Source organism: Peteryoungia wuzhouensis, assembly GCF_003205195.1.
In the GTDB taxonomy this organism is placed as follows: Bacteria; Pseudomonadota; Alphaproteobacteria; order Rhizobiales; family Rhizobiaceae; genus Allorhizobium; species Allorhizobium wuzhouense.
This window is the reverse complement of the sequence record NZ_QJRY01000001.1, coordinates 1,026,361-1,048,899: the sequence shown is the minus strand read 5'-3', so window position 1 is coordinate 1,048,899 and position 22,539 is coordinate 1,026,361. Positions and strand designations below refer to the sequence as shown.

20 protein-coding genes and 1 tRNA gene are annotated in these 22,539 nt (G+C 63.3%); 11 read left to right on the top strand and 10 right to left on the bottom strand.

The window, feature by feature from the left end; translation table 11 throughout:
- Positions 1-2: 2 nt before the first annotated feature.
- Positions 3-713: an EF-hand domain-containing protein gene (locus DMY87_RS05135; protein WP_110790157.1), complete on the bottom strand. Its 711-nt coding sequence runs from the start codon at positions 711-713 to the stop codon at positions 3-5.
- Positions 714-824: 111 nt separating this feature from the next.
- Positions 825-1,544: a pyrimidine 5'-nucleotidase gene (locus DMY87_RS05130; protein WP_110790156.1), complete on the bottom strand. Its 720-nt coding sequence runs from the start codon at positions 1,542-1,544 to the stop codon at positions 825-827.
- A 326-nt stretch (positions 1,545-1,870) separates the two neighbouring features.
- Here DMY87_RS05130 and DMY87_RS05125 point away from each other — a divergent pair, with 326 nt between their 5' ends.
- Together DMY87_RS05125 and DMY87_RS05120 are read left to right on the top strand one after the other, a co-directional pair.
- Positions 1,871-2,785 (top strand): EamA family transporter, encoded by a 915-nt coding sequence (locus DMY87_RS05125; RefSeq protein WP_110790155.1) that lies wholly within the window; start codon positions 1,871-1,873, stop codon positions 2,783-2,785.
- A gap of 1,653 nt (positions 2,786-4,438) precedes the next feature.
- Positions 4,439-5,923, top strand: coding sequence for a DHA2 family efflux MFS transporter permease subunit (locus DMY87_RS05120; protein WP_110790154.1), 1,485 nt, complete (start codon positions 4,439-4,441; stop codon positions 5,921-5,923).
- 20 nt (positions 5,924-5,943) lie between these two features.
- Here the strand turns inward: DMY87_RS05120 and argB are convergent, their stop codons facing one another.
- Entirely contained in the window at positions 5,944-6,831 is an 888-nt protein-coding gene (gene argB, locus DMY87_RS05115; protein WP_110790153.1) for an acetylglutamate kinase, read from the bottom strand.
- Positions 6,832-6,991: 160 nt separating this feature from the next.
- Here argB and DMY87_RS05110 point away from each other — a divergent pair, with 160 nt between their 5' ends.
- The 3 genes from DMY87_RS05110 (at position 6,992) to DMY87_RS05100 (ending at position 8,985) form a co-directional block, all read left to right on the top strand.
- Complete coding sequence (locus DMY87_RS05110; RefSeq protein WP_110790152.1) at positions 6,992-7,552, top strand: sigma-70 family RNA polymerase sigma factor; 561 nt, start codon at positions 6,992-6,994, stop codon at positions 7,550-7,552.
- Positions 7,524-8,240, top strand: coding sequence for an anti-sigma factor (locus tag DMY87_RS05105; RefSeq protein ID WP_110790151.1), 717 nt, complete (start codon positions 7,524-7,526; stop codon positions 8,238-8,240). Before DMY87_RS05110 ends, DMY87_RS05105 begins: the two co-directional genes overlap by 29 nt.
- A 187-nt stretch (positions 8,241-8,427) precedes the next feature.
- Entirely contained in the window at positions 8,428-8,985 is a 558-nt protein-coding gene (locus DMY87_RS05100; protein ID WP_110790150.1) for a fasciclin domain-containing protein, read from the top strand.
- 54 nt (positions 8,986-9,039) lie between these two features.
- Here DMY87_RS05100 and yihA read toward each other — a convergent pair whose 3' ends face one another.
- Genes yihA through rpmH form a run of 5 tightly spaced genes read right to left on the bottom strand, consistent with a single transcriptional unit; the run spans position 9,040 to position 13,089 of the window.
- The gene (yihA, locus tag DMY87_RS05095) at positions 9,040-9,699 is read right to left on the bottom strand and encodes a ribosome biogenesis GTP-binding protein YihA/YsxC (protein WP_110790149.1); all 660 of its coding nucleotides are present in this window, start codon (positions 9,697-9,699) and stop codon (positions 9,040-9,042) included.
- A 49-nt stretch (positions 9,700-9,748) separates the two neighbouring features.
- Positions 9,749-10,660, bottom strand: a complete 912-nt coding sequence (locus DMY87_RS05090; protein ID WP_110790148.1) for a DMT family transporter — start codon at positions 10,658-10,660, stop codon at positions 9,749-9,751.
- 58 nt (positions 10,661-10,718) lie between these two features.
- Positions 10,719-12,530 (bottom strand): membrane protein insertase YidC, encoded by a 1,812-nt coding sequence (yidC, locus tag DMY87_RS05085; RefSeq protein WP_110790147.1) that lies wholly within the window; start codon positions 12,528-12,530, stop codon positions 10,719-10,721.
- Positions 12,530-12,931 (bottom strand): ribonuclease P protein component, encoded by a 402-nt coding sequence (rnpA, locus tag DMY87_RS05080; protein ID WP_165826160.1) that lies wholly within the window; start codon positions 12,929-12,931, stop codon positions 12,530-12,532. Before rnpA ends, yidC begins: the two co-directional genes overlap by 1 nt.
- Positions 12,932-12,951: 20 nt before the next feature.
- Positions 12,952-13,089 (bottom strand): 50S ribosomal protein L34, encoded by a 138-nt coding sequence (gene rpmH / locus DMY87_RS05075; protein WP_062611277.1) that lies wholly within the window; start codon positions 13,087-13,089, stop codon positions 12,952-12,954.
- Between the two features lie 327 nt (positions 13,090-13,416).
- Between rpmH and DMY87_RS05070 the strand changes: the two genes are divergently transcribed.
- The 5 genes from DMY87_RS05070 (at position 13,417) to DMY87_RS05050 (ending at position 19,601) form a co-directional block, all read left to right on the top strand.
- The gene (locus DMY87_RS05070) at positions 13,417-15,435 is read left to right on the top strand and encodes a methyl-accepting chemotaxis protein (RefSeq protein ID WP_110790386.1); all 2,019 of its coding nucleotides are present in this window, start codon (positions 13,417-13,419) and stop codon (positions 15,433-15,435) included.
- Between the two features lie 205 nt (positions 15,436-15,640).
- Entirely contained in the window at positions 15,641-17,104 is a 1,464-nt protein-coding gene (locus tag DMY87_RS05065; protein WP_245408834.1) for a HAMP domain-containing sensor histidine kinase, read from the top strand.
- Between the two features lie 126 nt (positions 17,105-17,230).
- Positions 17,231-17,307 (top strand) — tRNA-Arg (locus DMY87_RS05060).
- 343 nt (positions 17,308-17,650) lie between these two features.
- Positions 17,651-18,691: a 4-hydroxyproline epimerase gene (locus DMY87_RS05055; RefSeq protein ID WP_110790144.1), complete on the top strand. Its 1,041-nt coding sequence runs from the start codon at positions 17,651-17,653 to the stop codon at positions 18,689-18,691.
- 202 nt (positions 18,692-18,893) lie between these two features.
- The gene (locus DMY87_RS05050; protein ID WP_245408820.1) at positions 18,894-19,601 is read left to right on the top strand and encodes a Crp/Fnr family transcriptional regulator; all 708 of its coding nucleotides are present in this window, start codon (positions 18,894-18,896) and stop codon (positions 19,599-19,601) included.
- Between the two features lie 18 nt (positions 19,602-19,619).
- On the opposite strand, the gene DMY87_RS05045 is transcribed toward DMY87_RS05050, so the two are convergent.
- Positions 19,620-20,048 carry an RbsD/FucU family protein gene (locus tag DMY87_RS05045; protein ID WP_110790385.1) on the bottom strand — a complete coding sequence of 143 codons (429 nt, stop codon included), beginning with the start codon at positions 20,046-20,048 and terminating at the stop codon, positions 19,620-19,622.
- Positions 20,032-21,258: an ROK family transcriptional regulator gene (locus DMY87_RS05040; RefSeq protein ID WP_110790142.1), complete on the bottom strand. Its 1,227-nt coding sequence runs from the start codon at positions 21,256-21,258 to the stop codon at positions 20,032-20,034. Before DMY87_RS05040 ends, DMY87_RS05045 begins: the two co-directional genes overlap by 17 nt.
- A 246-nt stretch (positions 21,259-21,504) precedes the next feature.
- On the opposite strand from DMY87_RS05040, the gene DMY87_RS05035 reads away from it, so the two are divergent.
- Positions 21,505-22,530 carry a sugar ABC transporter substrate-binding protein gene (locus tag DMY87_RS05035; protein WP_110790141.1) on the top strand — a complete coding sequence of 342 codons (1,026 nt, stop codon included), beginning with the start codon at positions 21,505-21,507 and terminating at the stop codon, positions 22,528-22,530.
- The last annotated feature ends 9 nt before the right edge of the window (positions 22,531-22,539 follow it).

Sequence of the window (22,539 nt, the reverse complement as noted above, 5' to 3'; positions counted from 1 at the left end):
GCTTAGCGGAACATCACCGGCCGCTTTGGCATGTCGTCGACGCTGATCACGCCGTCCTTGTTGCGGTCCATGCGCTCGAACATCCGGTCGCCCAAGGCGATGGCCTCGGCCTTGCTGATCTGGCCGTTTTCGTCCTTGTCGGCCACCCGCATCATGCGGGCAGGGCCGCCCATGCCGTGTTCGCGGCGACCTTCGCCGCGCTCGGCCCGCTCATTGTGCCAGCCATGGCGCTTGCCGTCATGGTGTTTGCCCTCATGGCGCGGGCCACCGGCCATATTGTCGGGAGCCATCGCATCGGGACCGGCATCGGCCATGTCCTTGGGCACTTCGCCCGGCGCCGGCGGGGCAGGGGGAACGGCGGCTGCGTCACCCGGCTTTGCAGCCGTGCCGGCCTTCATTTCGGCGCGGGCCTTCAGAATTTCCGCCCGCATGGCCTGGCGATGCTGGCGCATTTCGCCCGGCGTGATCGAGCCGTCATTGTCCGCATCGATCTGCGTGAACAGCGCCTCGCTGCCGGCCGTTGCTTCGGCCTTCTCGATCTTGCCGTCCTTGTTCGTGTCGAACTGCTGCAGCATGCGGACGAACATGACTTCGGGGCCGCCGCGCGGCGGACCGCGCCGCTCGCCGCGATCCTGGGCAAAGGCGCTGCCGGCCGCAGTGCCGACCAGGAGAGACGCCGCAAGGGTGGCCAAGGTGATGGTTCTGCCGTTCATCTGTGGTCCTTTCAAAGACTGGGTCTATGGAAGAACTCTACGGCCTGCCGCCCCGCTGGCCTACTTAACGATCCGTAAGGCGCATGAAACTTTCGTAAGCTTCCGCTAAATTCAGGCGGCATCTCCCAGCACCTGGCCGAGAAAGCCGGCGAGATCGTCGGTCATGTAGTCGACATTGTCACCGTCGAGATGCTCGACCCGCTCCCAGGTTTCGAGCAGCGCCGTTTCCAGATTGCGCGGGACCAAAAGCACCGTCTTCATGCCGAGCGCCTTCGGCACTTCGAGATTGCGCGGCAGATCCTCGAACATCGCGGCATGTTTCGTGTCGATGCGGTTGAGGCTGGCGAACTTGTCATAGGTGGCGCCTGCCGGCTTCGGCACGTAGTCGGCCGCCACGATGTCGAAGATGTCGTCGAAATGGTCAAGGATGCCGAGTGCGCGCGCCGCATCCTGCGCATGCGCCACCGTGCCATTGGTGAAAATGAATTTCCGCCCCGGCAGCCGCTTGATGGCATTGCCCAGCGCCTCGTCGGGCAGGAGCATCGAATAGTCGATCGCATGCGCCTTTTCGAGAAAGGCATTGGGATCGACCTTGTGATGCAGCATCAGGCCGGCGAGCGTCGTTCCATGCTCGTGGTAATAACGCTTCTGCAGCACCTTGGCCTCGACCGGGTCGACCTGCAGCAGCTCCGCCACGAAGGCGGTCATGTTCGTGTCAATCTGCGCGAAAAGGTTGATGTGATGCGGATAGAGCGTGTTGTCGAGGTCGAAGACCCAGTCACGCACATGGGCAAAATCATCGGGCGAGGGGAGCTTGGCAGGTTTGGTCATCGGGTCCTTATGGCAGAAGCCTCAGAGGATGCAACGGGGCGCCATGACGGCGTGGCTTGAACGGCTATCGAGGAAATAGGATTGGTTGGCGCTTCGGGAAGTGCTATTGCGAACGCATGGAAAAGAAGATGTCGATCCGGACCGGCAAGGCCAGTGTGATCCTCCAGGATCGCAAGCGTCTGCCATGCCGTTTCCATCCCATCGCCTCCGGCACGATCCGCCACCGCTCGGCCTGATCCGGGCCTCGTCGGGGCCATTTCCACCCAAAGCTTTCGTCGTCGTCGCGGCGTCCATGACGCCCGCACATCTTTCCGGATCGATCCCCCATGGAATTCTGGGCCATCATCACCATCGGCAGCGCCTTCCTGCAAAATATGCGCTCCGCCCTGCAGAAACATCTCAAAAGCCGCATGGGCACGACAGGGGCCACCTTTGTGCGCTTCGGCTTCGGCCTGCCCTTCGCCTTCCTCTATCTCGCGATCCTGCATCTGGGTTTCGGCCGGCCCTTGCCGGTGCCGGGCCTGGTCTTTGCCGGCTGGGCGGTCATCGGTGCGCTCGCCCAGATCGCCGCGACCTTTCTGCTGGTGCATCTCTTCTCCTTCCGCAACTTCGCCGTCGGCACCGCCTATTCCCGCACCGAGCCGGCCCAGGCAGCGCTGATTGCGCTGATCTTCTTCGGTGAGACAGTGACCGCCGGCACCTTTGCCGCGATCCTCGTCTCGATTGCCGGGGTCATGCTGATTTCGGTGGCCCGCACCACGCTGACGCCCTCCGCTCTGGTGACCTCGGTCGTGAGCCGCACGGCGCTCATCGGCCTCGCCTCCGGCTTCTTCTTCGGCCTCTCCGGCACCGCCTATCGGGCGGCGTCCCTGTCGCTGGCGCCGACCCTTCCGGCGCCCGATGCGGTAATGCAGGCGGGCTATACGCTCTGCGTGGTCATCGTTGTGCAAACCGTCTCGATGCTCGCCTGGATGCTGTGGCGAGACCGGGCGGAGCTTTCCCGCATCCGCGCCGCCTGGACGATCAGCGCGCTCGTCGGCTTCGTCGGCGCGACGGCCTCCTTCGGCTGGTTCATCGCCATGACCCTGCAGCAGGTGGCGGTGGTCAAGGCGCTGGCCCAGGTAGAGATGCTCTTCACCTTTGCCTCGTCGGTCCTGTTTTTCAAGGAGCGGATCAACCGGCTGGAGGTGGCGGGATGTGGGTTGATCGTGCTTGGGGTGTTGTTGCTGGTGTTGGTGTGAGACGCCATCTCCCCTCTCCCCCGCAAGGGGGGAGAGGGGCTCCGCGCTTGTGTCTCGGCCCCCTCATGCTGAGGTGCCCTCGCATGGCGAGGGCCTCGAAGCATCCCTCTTGGTTGCTGTATCGGTGGCCTCGTGCTTCGAGGCCGGGCGTTGCCCGGCACCTCAGCATGAGGGGTGGCGGGGTGGCCTCGTCCTTCGAGGCCCGACGGTGTCGGGCACCTCAGGGTGAGGGGTGATGTATCACTGTCAAAAAACCCAAGCTTCGCCGCCGGTCGGGATCAACTCCCTCCGGGGATGGCCATGCTTGTCTCGGACGAGGCGCCAGAAGCAACCTGTCTAAGTAATGTATGTGGCTCCTTCCGGCGCCTCGTTCGACGTCTATTCCCGCTGCATGCGTCCCTCTGACAAGGCGGCGACGGTCCTCGTCATCCTCGGGCTTGACCCGAGGACCGAGGAATGACCGGGCGCGGGTCCGGCTGCGGCGGCACGCAATATGCCGCTTCAGCCTGGCCGGTGGCCCGGGAGGTTCCCGCCGGATGGTGCACCAATCCGACCGGGACCCTCGCCCGGGGGATGATCGTCTGGCCATTTGCGGCCTGGCGTCCATCCCCGCCGTTTGTTTCGCCCCGCTGTCTGGGTGTTCGCGACAGCGCGGGCGCCTTGTCTGTGTGCCTCTGAGGCACGTCCTTCCGATCAGGGTATCCAGGCTTTGGGGCATCCGACCCCATCACCCTCGTCAAGCCCTTCGTCCGGAGGGAGACCGTTGCAGCGGGCCGGGGGTCTGTGCCTGCGACAGCACGCCACCCCGGCGCCGGCCCCGCCTCGCCTGACATCGCATCGTCAGGTGTATCCGAGGGCGGGACAGCGATGATTCTACGAAAGGAAAAAGGGTGGGGGATGAAAAAATGTGTCGGGGTTTGATTTTGTTGGGAAATGTTCGGAATTCATCCCCCTTTTTTGGGAAGTGGGGCTGTCTGTCATGACCGTCTGGCCTCGGAAGGCTTGTGTTTGGATCCTCGGGTCAAGCCCGAGGATGACGGAGTGTGGGGGAGTGACTGGTATCCTCCGCTGCTGTCTTCACCGGATACGTCTGCGGATAACGTCTGCGGAGGATACCCCTATCCCCCCGAGAGGTCGTCATCCTCGGGCTTGACCCGAGGATCTAGACACAAGCCAATCTCGGGCTCCATGCCCCCCCCTTGCGGGGGGAGACTTCGGAGCGGCGGCCGAAGGCCAGAAATCGATCCAGTGAATCGATTTCAGCGAACGGAGGCCTGAGCGCGACGACGCGCGAAGGCTGTGAGAGGAATTGGCCCGATCAGGGCCAAAGCTTGAGATTTCGCAAGAGAGGGGGTCGGTGATGTCGGCGCCCACGGAACTGTGCCCCTCTCCTGGAAAATCTGAAGTTTAGGCGGCTTGCGCTCGCCTAAGCCTTCGATTTCCGTCCTCCCCCGCATGGGTGGAGGTGGCGCGCCGCTGGCGTCGAGTACCTGGCCCTTTGCCCCTCACCCTACCCTCTCCCCGCAGGCGGGGAGAAGGTGCCCCGAAGGGGCGGATGAGGGGCAGCTGCGGAGAGGCCGGCAAAAACATTTGCGCTTTTGCCACCGCGCGGTACATCCAGGATACGCAATGCGCAGAACCGCCGGAGATCCCATGAGCCCATCAGACAAGCCCGGCGCTGCCGGATCCGCGCAGGCCTATCCGAAGCGCTGGACGGCGCTCGCCGTGATGATGCTGGCGAATTTCATGAACCTGCTGGATGTCACCATCGTCAATGTGGCGCTGCCGAGCCTGCAGTCGGGCCTGGGGGCGACGTCGAGTGAGATCGAATGGGTCGTGGCGGGATATGTGCTGGTCTTTGCATTGGGGCTCTTGCCCTTTGGCCGGCTGGGGGATGTGCGCGGCAAGAAGCGCGTGTTTCTGGTTGGCGTTGGTGCGTTTACCTTTGCCTCGTTGCTCTGCGGCCTGGCGCCCGGCATCGACAGCCTGATTGCAGCGCGCCTGCTGCAGGGGGCGGGTGCGGCCGTCATGACGCCGCAGGTGCTGGCGATTGCCCAGATGATGTTTCCGCCGAAGGAGCGGGCCGCTGCCTTTTCGCTGTTTGGCCTCAGCGCCGGTCTCGCCTCGGTGTCCGGGCCGCTGCTCGGCGGCTGGCTGATCAGCCTGGATCTCTTCGGCCTCGGCTGGCGGCCGATCTTTCTCATCAACATTCCGGTCGGCCTGGTCACCATCCTGCTCGGCTGGCGCCTCATCCCGGCGCTGCCCGTGCGCCCTGGGTTGAAGAACGATCTGGTCGGCATCGTGCTTGCGGCCTTCGCGATCTTCTGCGTCATCTTCCCGCTGATCGAGGGGCGCGGCTTCGGCTGGCCGGCCTGGTGTTTCCTGATGCTGGCGCTGTCCGTGCCGTTCGCCATCGCCTTTGCCCTGTGGGAACGCCGCCAGCATCGGACAAACGGGCCGGAGCTGCTGCCGCTCAATCTGATGACCAATCGCAACTATGTCATCGGCACGCTGATGACGGCGACCTTCTTCTCGACGCTGCCGGGTTTCTTCCTGACCTTTGCGATGTTCCTGCAGCAGGGTTTTGGCTTCACGCCGCTGCAATCGGGCCTCACCACGGTGCCGTTCTCCTCCGGCATCTTCGTCGCCTCGCTGATCTCGGGGCGGCTCGGCAACATCACGCCGCGGCTGCGCGTGATCACAGGCGTGTTGATGGTCATCGTCGGCATGGCGGCGCTGCGCTATCAGGTCCTGGGCTTCGGCGATGTGGCGGATCGCGTGGCGCTGCTGCCTTGGCTGCTCTTGAGTGGGCTCGGCATGGGGATCGCGATTGCGCCGATGTTCCAGCTGGTGCTGGCGGGCGTGCCGCCGCATGATGCGGGTTCGGGCTCCGGCGCGCTGCAGGCGATCCAGCAGGTGGGAAGCGCGCTTGGCATTGCCATCGTCAGCCAGATCTTCTTTGCCGATCTTTCAACGAATGTCGCTGCCGGCATGGCCAACCATGCGGCCTATATCCATGCGCTGGCGACCGGGCTGTTCTACAATTTCGGCGGCTATGCGCTGGTGCTGGTCGCCGTGCTGATGATGCGCGCCCATGCGGGACCGGCCGTGCAGGAAAGGCCCCTGCCGGTCGAGTGACCGGAAGGGGATTTTGTGCCTCAGGGCACGAGAAGCGTTCCGGCACCGGTTTCGGTGAAGAGTTCGAGCAGGACCGAATGGGCGGTCTTGCCGTTGAGGATGACCACGCCCTGCACGCCGGCCTGGATTGCCTCGATGCAGGTCTCGACCTTCGGGATCATGCCGCCTGATATCGTGCCGTCCTTGATCAGCGCATGCGCTTCCGCGACCGACAATTCCTTGATCAGGTTGCCGTTTTTGTCGAGCACGCCGGGCACGTCGGTGAGGAAGAGCAGACGCGAGGCGTTGAGCGCGCCGGCAATGGCGCCGGCGAAGGTATCGGCATTGATATTGTAGGTGGCGCCGTCGCGGCCGGGGGCGACAGGCGCGATGACCGGGATCATTTCCGAGCGGGCGAGCAGGTCGAGAAGCGTCCGGTCGACCTCGACCACTTCGCCGACAAAGCCGAGATCGAGCACGCGCTCGATATGGCTGTCGGGATCGCGGACCTTCTTCTGCGCCTTTTCGGCAAAGACCATGTTGCCGTCCTTGCCGCAGAGCCCGATCGCCCATTCGCCGGTCTGGTTGATCAGCGCGACGATTTCCTTGTTGATCGAGCCGGCGAGCACCATTTCGACGATCTCGACCGTCTTCTGGTCGGTGACGCGCAACCCGTTTTCGAAGCGTGATTCGATGCCCATCTTGGCGAGCATGGCGCCGATCTGCGGGCCGCCGCCATGCACGACGATCGGGTTGACGCCGGACTGCTTCAAAAGCGCGATATCGGCGGCAAAGGCCTTGCCAAGCTCGGGATTGCCCATGGCATGGCCGCCATATTTGACCACGATGGTCTTGTTCTCATAGCGCTGCATGAAGGGCAGCGCCTGGACGAGAAGGCGGGCCTGGATTTCGCTTTCGGGAGCTGACATGGAAAACCTCGCATTGGATCGCGGCCTTTTAGCGCAAGTGGCGCCGCGATGGAATAATCGCCTCGCAATATAAGCGGCAGATGACATGCATCTTCATCCCCTCGCATTGCAGAAAGAAACGGCTGCCCTACATTAGCAGCGGTTGGAGCACGGGGGCATCATGGAACGCGACGAGATCGGCGAGCTGCTGGCCCGGGTGGCCCTTCGCGACCGTGCGGCGTTTTCGCGCATCTATCAGAAGCTTTCGCCGAAACTTTTTGCCATCTGCCTTCGTATGTTGAAGGACAGGGGCGATGCCGAAGAGGCATTGCAGGACGTTTTCGTCCGGATCTGGGACAAGGCCGGCAGCTATACGGGCGATGGCCTCAATGCCTATGGATGGCTGTGTGCCATCACGCGCTACCGCTGCATCGACCGCTTGCGGGCACGGCGTCCGCAAGGCGAGGATCTGGACGCAGCGGAAGATCTGGCCGATCTTGGGCCAGACCCCGAACAGACGGCGATGCTGCGCTCTGAAGGCGCACGCATTGACACATGCATGGAGGCATTGGATCCTGACCGGGCGCGCGCTGTCAGGCAGGCTTATGTCGAAGGACTGTCCTACCAGGAGCTGGCTGAAACCTATGCCGTTCCGCTGAACACGATGCGCACATGGCTGCGACGCAGCCTTTTGAAACTGAGAGAATGCATGGATGAGCACGCCCGACCAGAGCAAGGGTGACAGATCGCGGGACGAGGTCCTCGCCGGGGAATATGTCCTCGGCGTTCTCGGCGTGCCTGAACGCGCCGAGGTGGAGGCGCGTCTGCGCCATGACCGCCAGTTTGCCGAGGTCGTGCGCCGCTGGGAGGCCAATCTTCTCCAGTTCAACGAGGATTACGCCGAGGTTCCGGTTCCGGATCAGCTGTTCGGCAAGATCGAGCAGCGGCTGTTTCCTGCGATGGCGGAGGCTGCGGCCCCGCGTGGGCTGTGGAATGCACTCTGGCTCTGGCGCGGACTGAGTTTTGCCTCGCTCGGCGGCCTGGCGCTTGTCGCCGGCCTGCAATGGGCGCCGGCCTTGCGGCCGCAGCCGGTGGCCACTCGGCTGACGGCGGAGCTGTCGGGTGAGAAGAGCGATATTGCGCTGGTCGCCAGCTACGACGCCCGTTCGGGCCAGCTGGCGGTGACGCCGGTGGCAGCCGGTGGGGCCGAGCAGAAATCGCTGGAGCTCTGGCTGGTCGAAGGCGAACAGCCGCCCGTCTCGCTCGGCGTGCTGCCGCAGACGGGGCAGGGCGAGATTGCCGTGCCGGACGCGCTGCGTGGCCGTCTGGCGGAAGGCGTGGTGCTCGCCGTCAGTCTCGAGCCGTTCGGTGGTTCGCCGACGGGCAAGGCGACGGGCCCGGTACTGGCCGTTGGCCCTGTTCATCCCTGATTGGTTGAAAGTTTTCAATGAAATCAAGAAGATGAAAGAGCGGCGAGAAAATTCTCGCCGTTTTTGAAACTTCTGTTCGAAGCGGTCCGTCCTTTGTGATGTCCCCGATAGAGGGATCCCACTCAGGCGTCCGATGGCCCGAACCGTCAGGACGCGTTCAAGAACACCAAGGACAGAGGAAACCGTAATGTTCAAGATCGCCCTTCGCCCGCTCGCACTCACCGCCGCCCTTCTTGCCGGCACCGCAACCGTCTTTGCCGCCAATCCGATGGTCGGCGGCGCTGAAATGCTCGACAGCAAGAACATCGTCGAAAATGCCATGAACTCGAAGGATCACACGACGCTCGTCGCCGCCGTCAAGGCTGCCGGCCTCGTCGAGACGCTCCAGGGCGCTGGCCCCTTCACCGTCTTTGCCCCGACCAACGAAGCTTTCGCCAAGCTGCCGGCCGGCACTGTCGACAATCTGCTGAAGCCTGAGAACAAGGACCAGCTCACCAAGGTTCTGACCTGCCACGTGGTCGGCAAGGCCGTGATGGCCGAAGCCCTGGTCAAGATGATCGCCGATGACGGCGGCGAGCACGACGTCAAGACCGTCGGCGGTTGCGTGCTGAAGGCAAAGGCTGCTGACGGCAAGGTGACGCTGACCGACGAGAACGGCGGCGTCTCGACCGTCACCATCGCCGACGTCAAGCAGTCGAACGGCGTCATCCACGTCGTCGACGCGGTGATCCTGCCGAAGATGTAAGATCGGGGGATAGGGGGCTGTTCAGCCCCCTGTTCCAAAACAGGTGCCTGATCGTCAAAGGCCCTGTTTGACGGCCTCGGTGATTGCGCCCCGCAATTGCTCGAGGCCGTCTGCTTTTTCAGACGAGGTCGCGAGCACTTCCGGGAAGGCGGCCGGGTGTTTCTTGATCTTCTCCAGCGTCTCGGCGATCAGCCTGGGCACACCGGCTTCCTTGATCTTGTCGGTCTTGGTGAGCACGATCTGGTAGGAGACGGCGGCCTTGTCGAGCAGCGTCAGCACTTCGTCATCGTTCTTCTTGATGCCGTGGCGGCTGTCGATCAGCACATAGACGCGCTTCAGCGTCGCCCGACCCCTCAAGTAATCGAAGACCAGCTTGGTCCAGGCATCGACCTGTTCCTTCGGCGCCTTGGCATAGCCGTAGCCGGGCATGTCGACGAGCGCCATCGGCGGCAGGTCGCCGGCCTGGCCGGAAAAGCCGTCGGGCACGAAATAATTGAGTTCCTGCGTGCGGCCCGGCGTGTTCGACGTGCGGGCAAGCCCGGCCTGGCCGACCAGCGCATTGATCAGCGACGACTTGCCGACATTCGAGCGACCGGCAAAGGCGACTTCGAGCGGACCTTCCGGCGGCAGGAACTCCATCGACGGCACGCCGCGGATGAAGATCCACGGGCGGACGAACAGGGGATAGTCACTTCTCTGATTGGGGTCGCGCATCGCTGAGGCCTCTCGTGAACCGGTCAATTCAGGGTTTTGCGCGGCAAAGTCAAGCCGGCGCGCTGTTTGCGCTGTCTCTCGGGGGGCGCGTGTGGCTGACGAGATAGGTGAAGAGCGCGGCCATCACGATTGCACCGCCCAGGATCGTCCGGCCCGAGGGGATCTCGTTGTGCAGGAGGACCATCCAGACGGGCGCGAGGATCATTTCGGCCGTGCCGAGGAGGGCGGCGAGTGCGGACGGGATCATGCGCGCGCCGGTGACATAGAGCGCCATGCCGAGGCCAAGATTGAGGGCGCCGAAGCAGAAGAGCAGGGCGAGATCATGGCCGCCGACGACAAGGGCGCTGGCCTGGGTGGCGGCGATCGCGGACGCGATGAAGGAGCCGCCACAGGCAGCCGGCGTCATGCGGATGCCGGGATAGCGACGCGTGATGACCGTCATGCAGGCGAAGATCGCCGGGATGCTGGCGGCAAGCGTCAGCCCGAGGATAGAACCGCCTTCGCCGATCGAGGCCGAGACCATGATGCCGACTCCGAGAATGACGGCAAAGATCGCGCCCCAGGTGATCGGCGTGATCGGCTCGCTAAGCACGATGCGCGCGAGCAGGGCGGCAAACAGCGGGATCGAGGCCATGAACAGGACGACATTGGCAACGGGCGTCATCGACACAGCGAGCACGAAGAAGGTCGAGACCAGGGCGAAGCCGACGGCGATGGAGAGGCCGGGCCAGCCGAGCGCGCGAAACAGACGAATGGTGCCCTTTGGCCCGTCGCGCAGCAGCATGAAGACGGCAAGGAAGAGGCCGGCGAAGAGGCAGCGCCAGAAGACGATCGTCCAGCCGTCGGCCACGCCGATGAAACGCTGGATCGCGCCGCCATAACTCCAGGCAATCGCGGACCCCAGGACCAGGGCGATACCGGCGAGCGAACGGGCGGGGGGAAGGGAGGCGGACTGCGTCATGACATCTCTGAACTCTGCGGCAACGAGAAAGCCCCGGCAGGACCGGGGCTTTCAAGGATCATTTGGTTTCGGCGGGTTTTCGCCGGAAGACCTTGCCGATGTTCTTGAACAGTTCGATGTCGACGCCGTGGCGCTTCATGATGATCGACTGCTGCAGGACCGAGAGCGTGTTGTTCCAGGCCCAGTAGATGACGAGACCGGCCGGGAATGTGCCGAGCATGAAGGTGAAGATCACAGGCATCCAGTTGAACAGCATCGCCTGGGTCGGATCCGGAGGCGTCGGGTTCATGCGCATCTGCACCCACATGGTGACACCCATGATGATCGGCCAGACGCCGAGATGCAGGAAGGTCGGGGCTTCGAAGGGAAGCAGGCCGAACAGGTTGACGAAGCTCGTCGGATCGGGCGCCGACAGGTCCTGGATCCAGCCGAAGAACGGCGCGTGGCGCATTTCGATGGTGACGTAGATGACCTTGTAGAGCGCAAAGAAGACCGGGATCTGCAGGAGCACCGGCCAGCAGCCGGCAACCGGGTTGATCTTTTCTTCCTTGTAGAGCGCCATCATCGCCTGCTGCAGGCCCATGCGGTCGTCGGCATACTTGGCCTTCAGCTCTTCGAGCTTCGGCTGCACGCGCTTCATGTTGGCCATGGAGGCATACTGCTTGCTGGCCAGCGGGAAGAACAGGAGCTTGACGACGATGGTGGTGAGCAGGATCGCCACGCCGAAATTGCCCACGAGATGATAGAAATAGTCCATCATCTTGAACATCGGCTTGGTGAAGAAATAGAACCAGCCCCAGTCGATCATCAGGTCGAACTTCGGGATGTTCAGGTTGGCTTCATAGGCATCGATGACCGGAACCTGCTTGGCGCCGGCAAAGACCAGCGTCTTCAGCGAGGTGTTCTGGCCGGCCGGAATGCTGACGGCGTCGGCCTTGAAGTCGGCCTGGAAGCGCGGCTGGCCGTCGGTGAAGTGCGAGAAGCGCGATTCGAACGGCAGCGTCTGGGCCGGAATGATCGACGAGGCCCAGTATTTGTCGGTGATGCCGAGCCAGCCGCCGGTTGCCTTCGGATTGACGACGGCTTCCTTCTCGATGGCGGAATACTTGTCCTGAACCAGGCTGCCTTCCGTGCCGAGCACACCGAGGAAACCTTCATGCAGAACGAAGATCGAAGGCGTTGCCGGCTTGTTGTAGCGGGTGATGCGGCCATAAGGCGCGATGCTGGCGGACGTCGTGCCACCATTGGCGATCGTGTCCTCGACAGTGAACATGTAATGTTCGTCGACGGAGATCTTGCGGGTGAAGGTGAGGCCGGCATCATTGGTATAGGTGAGCGTGACCGGGGTCGCTTCGGTCAGCGTCGCGCCTGCGGGCGCGGTCCAGACCGTGTTCGGGCCGGGAACCTGACCGGCGTTTTCGCCGGCGATGAAGCCAAGCTCGGTGAAATAGGCGTCCTTGGTCTCGGCCGGATTGAAGAGCGTGACGATCGGGCTCGTCTTGTCCACCGTCTCCCGGTACTGCTTGAGCTTCAGGTCGTCGAAGCGCGCGCCGGTGAGGTTGATGGAGCCCTGAAGGTCCTGCGTGTCGATGGCGACGCGGGCGGTCTTGGCGACGGCAGCCTCACGGCTTTCGGCCGAGCCTGCGGTGGCGGCACCGGCGGGCAGCGCGCCGTTCACGGCGGTTCCAGCAGCCGGCGTCGTCGTTGCGGCGGCGGGATCCGCGGCCTTGGCGGCCTCCTGCTGCGCGATCTGGGCTTCCTGAGCCTTGCGCTGGGCTTCGATACGCGGGTTCATGTAGAAGAACTGCCAGGCAAGTACGATCAGCACCGATAAGGCAATCGCGACGAAATAATTGCGGTTGTTCTTCATCATTCTTTCCTGGGACCGGTCTTGTGCGACCGCGTGTTGTTCGTCTGGCGGTTTTCAATACGATGGATCAGCTGTTGCGACAGCTGACTGAAGGGTGCACCGAGCACCTCGCGCCGGCCGACAATGACATAGTCGTGTCCCGGCTTCATTGCAAACGCCGCATTCAGCCGCACGGCTTCTTTCAGCCTGCGCCGCATGCGGTTGCGTTCCACTGCATTGCCATGTTTCTTGGTGACCGTGTAGCCCACCCGGGCCTGCGCGTCATCCTTGCGGTCGAGGACCTCGAGGAGGAACAGTCGACCCTTGCGCGCTTCGCCTTTTCTGACGGCGAGAAACTGGGGCCGGCTTTTCAGCCGGCCGACAGATGTCTTTGTGTCCGTGGACGTCATGGGCCCGTCAATCTCGTCGGGCACTTCAGGCCTTAGGCCGAAAGCTTCGCACGACCGCGCGAGCGGCGAGCGTTGAGGACCTGACGGCCGCCCTTGGTTGCCATGCGTGCACGGAAACCGTGGCGACGCTTGCGAACAAGCTTGGAAGGTTGGAAAGTACGCTTCGACATTTATTTAATACCGCGGTGTGCGGCCCTTCTTGGATGTGCAATCAAGAGATTGCATCAGCGTTTGGTTTTGTCGCACGGGTAAGCGCCGCCGGGGCGCCTTTTCCGAACGTGCGCGGCTTATACGGGCGGGGGTGCGAAGAGTCAATCGCGCGAAGCCGGATTTGAGCGGGGCCGTGACCGCGGCGCAATCGTGCTCGTGAATGACCCTTCGGCCGGCCGCGCCACCCCAAATCTGGTGTGGAACGGAGCTTTAAACACTCCCTCCTAAGGTTCCCGCAAATTGGGAGAGATGCGCCAAGGCGTGTCGCGTGGAGTGGAGTGCGGGTCGTGAAGGTCAGCGGCAAGGTTTATTCATTGGTCGGCATCTTGGGAGTGGCGGCGATCGTCATCGGTGCCATGGGCCTGTTCGTGACGGTGCAATACGGCGCCAAATCGGCAGCCTTGCTGCAGATCTCGCAGCGTGCCTATCTCGGCGAGCGCCTGAACCGCATGGTGACCGCTGTCGTCATGGACGCCCGCGGCATTTACGCGGCACCCAACAGCGAAAAGGCCAAACCCTTCGCCGAAGGGATCATGAAGAGCCTGGACAAGATGGATGCCACGCTCGCCCAATGGAAGCCGCTGGTGCCCGAGGCGCAGAAGGCGACCTTCGACGGCATGACGGCGAAATCGGCGGAGTTCCGCACCTTCCGCGCGGAAACGGCGCGTCTCGGCGTGGACGTCGGTCCGAAGGACGCCAATGCACAGGGCAATACGGACGCGAACCGCGCCAACCGCAAGACATTCCAGGCCGATATCGACGCCGTCGTCGATGCCGACCTCGCCGAATTGACGGCCTTGACCAACAGCCTGGCATCGTTCCGCAGCACCATGATGCTGCTGATCTCCAGCGTCACGCTGCTGGCGGTCGCCGTCGGCGCCGGCCTCGGCATGCATATCGGCGTCAACCATCTGAGCCGTCCGATCCGCCGCGTGACCGCAGCGATGAACGGCATTGCCGGCGGCAATTACGGCACCGAAATCCCCTATAGCGGCCGTCCCGACGAAATCGGCGAAATGGCCGCTGCCGTCGAGGTGTTCAAGGAGAATGGTCTTTCCGTCCAGCGCCTCAATGCCCAAGAAAGCGCGATGCGCGCCAAGAGCGACGACCTGCAGAGCAGCATGGCGGCCGTCGTCGCCTCTGCGGCAGCCGGCGATTTCTCCCGCCGCATCGAGAAGGACTATGAAGACGCCAACCTCAACCGCTTCGGCGCCAATATCAACGAGCTTCTCGCATCCGTGGAAACGGGCGTTTCGGAAACCAACCGCGTCATCGGCAGCCTGGCCGCCAACGACCTGTCGCAGGAGATGAATGGCAATTTCCGTGGCGTCTTCGCCGAGCTCCAGGCCAACGTCAACAAGTCGTTCCAGAGCCTGCGGCAGTCGATGTCGGACATCCGCGGCCGGACCGAGTCCATCAACGACAATACGGTGCAGCTGACCTCGGCGGCCAACGACCTGTCGAAACGCACCGAGCAGCAGGCCGCAGCCCTGGAAGAAACGTCGGCAGCCCTCGACGAGATCACCGTTGTCGTTCGCCAGTCGAGCGAGCGGGCCCAGGAAGCCAGCAACATGGTCACCGAGGCCAAGCACAGCGCGGCCCAGTCGGCCTCCGTCGTTGGCGAGGCGGTCAACGCCATGGGCCGCATCGAGCAGGCCTCGCGGGAAATCTCGCAGATCATCAACGTGATCGACGAGATTGCCTTCCAGACCAATCTTTTGGCGCTGAATGCCGGCGTGGAAGCCGCCCGTGCGGGCGAAGCCGGCAAGGGGTTTGCCGTCGTCGCCCAGGAGGTGCGGGAACTCGCCCAGCGCTCCGCCAATGCGGCCAAGGACATCAAGACGCTGATCACCAAATCCGGCGAGGAAGTCGCCGGCGGCGTGAAGCTGGTGCAGCGCACCGGCGCCGCGCTCTCGGAAATCGAAAGCCGCGTCCTGAAGATCAACGACCACATCCATTCGATCGCAGCCGCGGCCAAGGAGCAGTCGACGGGTCTGGCCGAGGTTAACACCGCCATCAACCAGATGGACCAGGTGACCCAGCAGAATGCGGCCATGGTCGAGGAGACCTCGGCCTCCACGCACAAGCTCTCGGGCGAAGCGGCGGGCCTTGCCCAGATCGTCGCGCAGTTCAAACTCGGCGGCGATGTGCGCGGCATGCGCGCTGCCCCGGTGGCGGCCCAGCAGCATCGTCCGGTCGCCTCGCCGGCGCGGCAGCTCGCCGGCAACGTGGCGCGCGCCGTCAGCGGTTCCGGTCGTGCGGCGGCGGCGGCGGCCCCCAAGGGCGACAGTTGGGAAGAATTCTGATCCCCAAGGGGCAGTTCTGATGTCGACGGCCGCAGCATCCGATGCTGCGGCCGTTTCGTATTCATGACCAAAGATTAACGTGTGCGGCGATCTTCCACTTGGCCTTGTCTATCGCACTGCACTAAGATAGCGGCGCGCCCCGATCCGAAATCGACCTTTGGGATGACAGGAATTCGACGTGATGTTTGACCGGCAGGACAGCGATATGCAGTCCGACCTCTCGGGCGGCTACCGCATGCCGAGCCGGATCAGAGGGCTGTCCGGCAAGCTCTTGTGGCTGACCATCGCCTTCGTGATGCTGGCGGAAATCCTGATCTTCGCGCCGTCCGTGGCGACCATGCGGCAGCGCTGGCTGCAGGACCGGCTGAACACGGCGGCGGCCGCCGGCGTCGTCATCGACGGCCTGCAGCCGCTCGAACTGCCGCGCGGCGTCCAGGAAGATACGCTGGCGACCACCGGCACCAAGGCGATCGTGTTGCGCAAGGACGGGACCTCCCGGCTGCTCGCGGTGACCGAAATGCCGACGGAAGTCGATGCGGCCTATGATCTCGCCGACTACTCCGAGATCGAATCGATTCGCGACGCCTTTTACACGTTGGTCTTCGGCGGCGACCGGCTGCTGCGCGTCTATGGGCCGATTGCCGATTCGCCCGACACGACGATCGAGATCGTCATGGAGGAGCGGCCGCTTCGCCGCGCCATGCTGGGCTATGCGCACAACATTCTCATCGTCTCGCTGATCATTTCGGTGATTACAGCCCTTTTGATGTTCCTTGCCATCAACAGGGTGATGATCATGCCGGTGCGCCGGCTTGCCCGCAGCATGCAGGCCTTTGCCGAGAACCCGGAGGATCCGGAGCGCATTCTGGCGGCCACCGACGGCAAGGACGAGATTGCGGTGGCCGGGCGTCACCTGACCCGCATGCAGGATCAGCTGCAGAAAACGCTGCGCCAGCAGAAGACGCTGGTCGATCTGGGCCTGGCGGTCTCGAAGATCAACCACGACATGCGCAACATCCTTGCCTCCGCCCAGCTGATGTCCGACCGGCTGGTCGATGTCGATGATCCCCTGGTCAAGAGTTTCGCGCCGAAACTGCTGCGCGCGATCGACCGGGCGGTCGGCTATACGAGCGAGGTCCTGTCCTACGGTCAGACCTCGGAAGCCGAACCGCAGCGGCGGCGCTTCCGCCTCGCCGAACTCTGCCAGGAGGTGCGTGACCTCCTGCAGCTGAGCCACGAGACGGGCATTGAATTCGTCGATCTGATTGCTGCCGACATCGAGATCGACGGCGACAGCGAGCAGCTCTTCCGCGTCATTCACAATATCTGCCGCAATGCCGTGCAGGCTCTGGCGAGCTTCACGCCTGAGGATCCCGATCATCCGCGCCGGATCACGATCTCGGCCCAGCGCACCGGCTCGGTCGTGGCGATCACCATCGACGACACAGGCCCCGGCATGCCGGCCAAGGCGCGCGAAAACCTCTTTGCCGCCTTCCGCGGCTCGGCCCGCTCGGGCGGAACGGGGCTGGGGCTGGCGATTGCCCGCGAGCTGGTGCTTGCCCATGGCGGCACGATCGCGCTTGTGGAAAAACCCGGTCCCGGCACCCTGTTCCGCGTCGAAATCCCCGACAGACCAGTGGCTCTCGACGACTGGCGCGCCCGCGCCTGAGGGCCTCTTTGACGGTTGTCTGAGGGGAAGTGACGGCAAAATGACTCTTTTTTGAAAAAGGGCGCTTGCATTCCAAAGCGTCACGCTTTAGAGGATCGCCAACGCCGACGAACAGTCGGCTGGCACGCACCCGTAGCTCAGCTGGATAGAGCACCAGACTACGAATCTGGGGGTCAGGAGTTCGAATCTCTTCGGGTGCGCCATTCTTTCTTTTCCTTGAAATCACTGTCCACACCAGACTTTCAGTCTGTTGCCGTCGCGCTTGATGGAACATGTCGACGAACTCAGTGCCGGCGATTTCACCCTGATGGGCCGATGCCGCGCGAATGGTATTGCACGACGGGCGATGCAGAAATGCGTCGCCCGTCTTTGTTTTGCCGCTTCCTCGGACAATAGGGCTTGGTGAACACGAAAGCGTGTTCTAACTGTCAACATTATCGTTTCAGGTCCGGATTCGGCCTTCCTTCGATGCGGCAGCGGGGTCGCGCGTCATCGGCAGGGGAAAGGCAACAGGCCGGGCCGATGCCGCCAATGTGAGATATTCAGATGAGATGGAAACGCACGATTCAGCTTCTCGACGTCCATGCCGAGGGCGAGATCGGTCGGGTTGCGATCGGCGGTGTGCCGAAGATCCCCGGTGACACGGTGGCCGACCAGCTGGCCTGGCTGAACACGGATCCGAAGGGCCAGGAATTGCGGCGCATGCTGGTGCTTGAGCCGCGCGGCGCGCCGATCGGCTCGGTCAATCTGCTCCTGCCGCCCAAGCATCCGGACGCCGATGCGGCTTTCGTCATCCTGCAGCCGGATCAGGCCCATGCCAGCTCCGGATCGAATTCCATCTGCGCGACGACCGCCTTGCTCGAGACCGGCATGGTGGAGATGCAGGAGCCGGAAACCATCGTGATGCTGGAAACGGCGGCGGGGCTGGTCAAGGCGACGGCGACCTGCCGCGACGGCCGCTGCGAGCGGGTGAAGCTGACCATGGTGCCGTCCTTCGTGCACGAACTGGATGTGCGGCTGGAGACGGAGCACTGGGGCACGATCACCTTCGACGTGAGTTATGGCGGTATCTTCTATGCGCTGCTCGATGTTGGTCAGGTCGGCCTGACCATCGACAAGGCCAATGCCCGCGCGCTGGTCGAGGCCGGCATGATTCTGAAGGAAGAGATCAACCGCAAGATCCCGGTCGTTCATCCGGAAATCCCCGCCATTTCGGGCGTCGCCTATGTCATGTTCCGTGACGTCGATCCGGATGGCGCGATCCGCACCTGCACCACCATGTGGCCAGGCCGCGTCGATCGTTCGCCCTGCGGCACCGGCAATTCCGCCAACCTCGCGACGCTGCATGCGCGTGGCAAGGCGAAAGTGGGTGACGTCATGCTGTCGCGCTCGATCATCGGCTCGGAATTCGAGGTCGGCCTGTCCGCCCTGTCCGAGGTTGCCGGCCGGCCGGCCGTGATCCCGACCATCAGCGGCCGCGGTTTCACCTTCGGCCTGCATCAGGTGGCGCTGGATCCCTTCGATCCCTTCCAGCGGGGCTTTGCCCTGACCGACGTCTGGGGACCCTCCTCGGGCTCGATCGGCTAGGGCTGGAGGCTTTGGATGACCTGTGATGGATGCCGGGCATTTGATGCAATTCCGAGCGGTCTTCCTAGGTGAATTGTAAGGGTCTTGGTCGCAGCCATCTTGCTATCTGGTGGATCGACCGAGATAAGTGCATTCTCGATATCGTCAGCGAAAAGATCAACAAGTACTGCAGTAGATGAAGCCACATACAACGACAGGTTCCATGGTTCAAACTCTTGCAGGCGTGCCGATGACACTCAAAGGCTGCTCGGTATTCTCTGGCCTGAGCCTGGAAGAAGATCGTGAATGGCTGTCGCGTTGCCATTCGCGGACGCTGTCGGCTGGGGAAAGTCTGGTCGATTTCGAAGATATGTCCAAGGATGTCTTTATCGTCCAGACCGGCGAGATCCGCGCGGTTCTGCGCTTCACCGTCGGCAAGGAAGCGATCCTCGGCAGTTTCAAGCGCGGCGACATTCTGGGGGAGCAGGCGGCAATCGACGATCTCGCCCGCTCGGCAAGCCTGATGGCCGTGAGCGACGCGACGGTGACGGTTATTCCCTATACCGTGTTCCACGACATCCTGAAGCAGCGCGCCGATGTGGCGCTTGCCCTGCTTCAACTGCTGTCACGGCGCATCCGCGCGATGAACGACCGGCTTTCGGAACTGTCCTTCCTCGATACCAAGCACCGGCTTTACAACACGCTGCTGCGCCTGTCGCGGGTGCGCAATGATGGCGGCCGTGAGCGCATCATCTCGCCGCCGCTCGTTCATGCGGAACTGGCCGAGCATATCGGCGCGAGCCGTGAAACCGTGTCGCGGGAAATGTCGCGGCTGGCGCGCGAGGAACTCGTGGAACGCACCAGCCGGGCCATCGTGTTGAAGAACCCGGTCGAACTGTCCCGCCGCATCTCGCGCGCGCTGGAAGGCTGAGCGGGCCTCGGCCGCCGGTCAGGGATAGATGACGCCCTTGCGCAGGATGACATTGGCATAAAGTCGCGGTTCGCCGGTCTGCACGACGGTGTGCGCGGCCTTCACCCGATTGTAGAAATCCGCACCGATCAGCTTTGTGACAGGCACCTTCGGCTCGTGGCGGGCACAGCAGTCGATGATCTCCTGATGCACCGGATCGACCTGGTCCGGCTTGCCGCCGACCACCGAGCGGAAGATCGCCTCGGGAACGAAATCGTCGATCGGCATGACGCTCAGGATCGCATTCAGAACGGGAACAAGCGCATGGCCGTCGAGCCGCACCAGACGGCGGGCGTGTTCGAGCGCCGGATAGTTGCCGTCGACGATGGCGATCTCGTCGCCGTGCCCCATGGCGCGCAGGGTCGCGAGAAGCTCGGGGCTCAGGAGGGGATCAATTCCCTTCAGCATGGTGTGTTTCCTTGAACAAGACTGTTTGGTCGATGAGGTAGCGGTCGAAGATCGGCAGGCTCGCCCCGCCGATGGCGCGGGCCTGGGCGCCCACTTCGCCTTCGATGATGTCGGGCACCATGACGCCCTGGAGGTCGAGGCGGTTCATGGCTTCGATCGTGGCCTGGACGAGGCGTTTGCGCACCCAGTCCGGGAAGCCGCCATCGATGATGGCCGCGGCAAAGTCGATGATCGATGAGGCGGCGACGACGGCCTGGGCAAGGGCGGCCGCCGTGTCCTGGATCCAGATTTCCAGCGGTTCGCCGAAATCGATCCACTGGTCGGCTGCATACCAGAGCGGCTGCGGGTCGATGCCGCGTTCGCGCAGGAGGTTTTCGAGCACGAAGATCGAGGCGATGTCCAAGAGCTGTCGCGTCTCGCCGTGTTTGTCGCGCACGGGAAGGGGGCCGATCGCGCCGGCAGTCCCGGTGCGCCCGACGAAGAGGGCGGCATTGACGACGATGCCGCCGCCGATGAAGGAGCCGATGTAGAAATACACGAAGTCGGGATAGCGCTGTCCGGCGCCGAAGACGAGTTCCGCACCGCAGGCGCTGGTCGCGTCGTTGCGCAGATAGACCGGATGGCCCATACGCGCCTGGACGGCGGCCTGCAGATCCACTTCGCGCCAGATGTCCATGGCACCGGGCGGTGCACCCACCTCTTCGGCCCAGTTCCACAGCTCGAAGGGTGCTGCAATGCCGATGCCGGCGATGCGGCTGCTCTGCGCCACTTCCATGCCCGCCTCAAGTTCGGCGATGCCGTCGCAGATGAAGGGCAACAGGTTGTCGGGATGCGGATAGCGATAGGTCTGGTGCTTCTGCTGGCGGATGGTACCGGCGAAATCCATCAGCACGAGGTCGGCACTGCGCCGGCCGATCTTCACGCCGAAGGAAAAGACCGCTTCGGGATTGATGAACATCGGCACGGAGGGCTGCCCGACGCGGCCGCGAATGGGCTCGCCGCGCATCAGCAGTTCGTCGCTTTCCAGAGAGCGCATGATGACGGAGACGGTTTGCGGCGAAAGCCCGGTCAGGCGGGCGATGTCGGCCTTCGAACAGCCTGGATGCTGCCGCACCAGCGACAACACGAGGCGTTCGTTATAGGCGCGCACACGGACCTGGTTCGAGCCGCCGCCGGCGCTCGATCTCAGGCCCTGTTCGGCCCCCTGCATGTAGACATCCTGTGACACCAAGGCCGCTCCTCCCGACCGCTCCCTTTTACGGCAGCTCCGCGAGAATGTCACAGCGATTTAATAATTCAACTGGATTTATTTATTGACAGCCCAAAACTTCTGATGTTTTTAATGGGGTCGTGGAGGAGTGGGGCCGAGAGACCCCGATCGGATTGCGGAGGCGCAATCCGAGCCGACACGTTGCGGCCGGAGGAGCTGGCCCACCAACTTTCGGGAGGATACCAAATGAAAAAGTCTCTGATTACTGCTGCCCTGTCGACGCTCGCACTGGGCGTGGTTTTCGCCGCTCCGGTCCAGGCTGCCGACGTTTCGGCCTGCCTCATCACCAAGACCGACACCAACCCCTTCTTCGTCAAGATGAAGGAAGGCGCGACCGCCAAGGCTGCTGAACTCGGCGTGACCCTGAAGTCCTACGCCGGCAAGGTCGACGGCGACCATGACAGCCAGGTTGCCGCCATCGAATCCTGCATCGCCGATGGCGCCAAGGGCATCCTGATCGCGGCGTCCGACACCAAGGCCATCGTCGACCAGGTCAAGAAGGCCCAGGAAGCCGGCCTTCTCGTGATCGCGCTCGACACCCCGCTGGATCCGGCAACCGCTGCCGACGCCACCTTCGCAACGGACAACCTGCTCGCCGGCAAGCTGATCGGCCAGTGGGCTGCAGCGACCCTCGGCGACAAGGCCAAGGACGCCAAGATCGGCTTCCTCGACCTCGTTCCGTCGCAGCCGACCGTCGACGTTCTGCGCGACCAGGGCTTCATGATCGGCTTCGGCATCGACCCGAAGGACCCGAACAAGATCGGCGACGAAGATGATGCACGCATCGTCGGCCACGACGTGACCAACGGCAACGAGGAAGGCGGCCGCAAGGCCATGGAAAACCTTCTCCAGAAGGATCCTGACATCAACGTCATCCACACCATCAACGAGCCGGCTGCTGTTGGCGCCTACCAGGCTCTCAAGGCCGTGGGCAAGGAAAACGACGTTCTGATCGTTTCGGTCGACGGCGGTTGCCCAGGCGTCAAGGCCGTTGCGGATGGTCAGATCGGCGCCACCTCGCAGCAGTATCCGCTGCTGATGGCATCGCTCGGCGTGGAAGCGATCAAGAAGTTCGCCGAAACCGGCGAAAAGCCGAAGCCGACCGAAGGCAAGGACTTCTTCGACACCGGCGTTGCTCTTGTCACCGACAAGCCGGCAGCCAGCGTTGAATCGATCAGCGTCAAGGACGGCACGGACAAGTGCTGGGGTTGATCCCCAAAG

Bases quoted from the DNA above. Each gene is read 5' to 3' on its own strand.
- DMY87_RS05040 (WP_110790142.1), bottom strand. From the start codon at position 21,258: ATGCAGGGGGCCGAACAGGGCCTGAGATCGAGCGCCGGCGGCGGCTCG.
- DMY87_RS05105 (WP_110790151.1), top strand. From the start codon at position 7,524: ATGAGCACGCCCGACCAGAGCAAGGGTGACAGATCGCGGGACGAGGTC.
- DMY87_RS05055 (WP_110790144.1), top strand. From the start codon at position 17,651: ATGAGATGGAAACGCACGATTCAGCTTCTCGACGTCCATGCCGAGGGC.
- DMY87_RS05045 (WP_110790385.1), bottom strand. From the start codon at position 20,048: ATGCTGAAGGGAATTGATCCCCTCCTGAGCCCCGAGCTTCTCGCGACC.
- DMY87_RS05035 (WP_110790141.1), top strand. From the start codon at position 21,505: ATGAAAAAGTCTCTGATTACTGCTGCCCTGTCGACGCTCGCACTGGGC.
- DMY87_RS05110 (WP_110790152.1), top strand. From the start codon at position 6,992: ATGGAACGCGACGAGATCGGCGAGCTGCTGGCCCGGGTGGCCCTTCGC.
- argB (WP_110790153.1), bottom strand. From the start codon at position 6,831: ATGTCAGCTCCCGAAAGCGAAATCCAGGCCCGCCTTCTCGTCCAGGCG.
- DMY87_RS05135 (WP_110790157.1), bottom strand. From the start codon at position 713: ATGAACGGCAGAACCATCACCTTGGCCACCCTTGCGGCGTCTCTCCTG.
- DMY87_RS05090 (WP_110790148.1), bottom strand. From the start codon at position 10,660: ATGACGCAGTCCGCCTCCCTTCCCCCCGCCCGTTCGCTCGCCGGTATC.
- DMY87_RS05120 (WP_110790154.1), top strand. From the start codon at position 4,439: ATGAGCCCATCAGACAAGCCCGGCGCTGCCGGATCCGCGCAGGCCTAT.
- DMY87_RS05065 (WP_245408834.1), top strand. From the start codon at position 15,641: ATGCAGTCCGACCTCTCGGGCGGCTACCGCATGCCGAGCCGGATCAGA.
- yihA (WP_110790149.1), bottom strand. From the start codon at position 9,699: ATGCGCGACCCCAATCAGAGAAGTGACTATCCCCTGTTCGTCCGCCCG.
- DMY87_RS05100 (WP_110790150.1), top strand. From the start codon at position 8,428: ATGTTCAAGATCGCCCTTCGCCCGCTCGCACTCACCGCCGCCCTTCTT.
- DMY87_RS05130 (WP_110790156.1), bottom strand. From the start codon at position 1,544: ATGACCAAACCTGCCAAGCTCCCCTCGCCCGATGATTTTGCCCATGTG.
- DMY87_RS05050 (WP_245408820.1), top strand. From the start codon at position 18,894: ATGGTTCAAACTCTTGCAGGCGTGCCGATGACACTCAAAGGCTGCTCG.
- DMY87_RS05125 (WP_110790155.1), top strand. From the start codon at position 1,871: ATGGAATTCTGGGCCATCATCACCATCGGCAGCGCCTTCCTGCAAAAT.
- yidC (WP_110790147.1), bottom strand. From the start codon at position 12,530: ATGAAGAACAACCGCAATTATTTCGTCGCGATTGCCTTATCGGTGCTG.
- rpmH (WP_062611277.1), bottom strand. From the start codon at position 13,089: ATGTCGAAGCGTACTTTCCAACCTTCCAAGCTTGTTCGCAAGCGTCGC.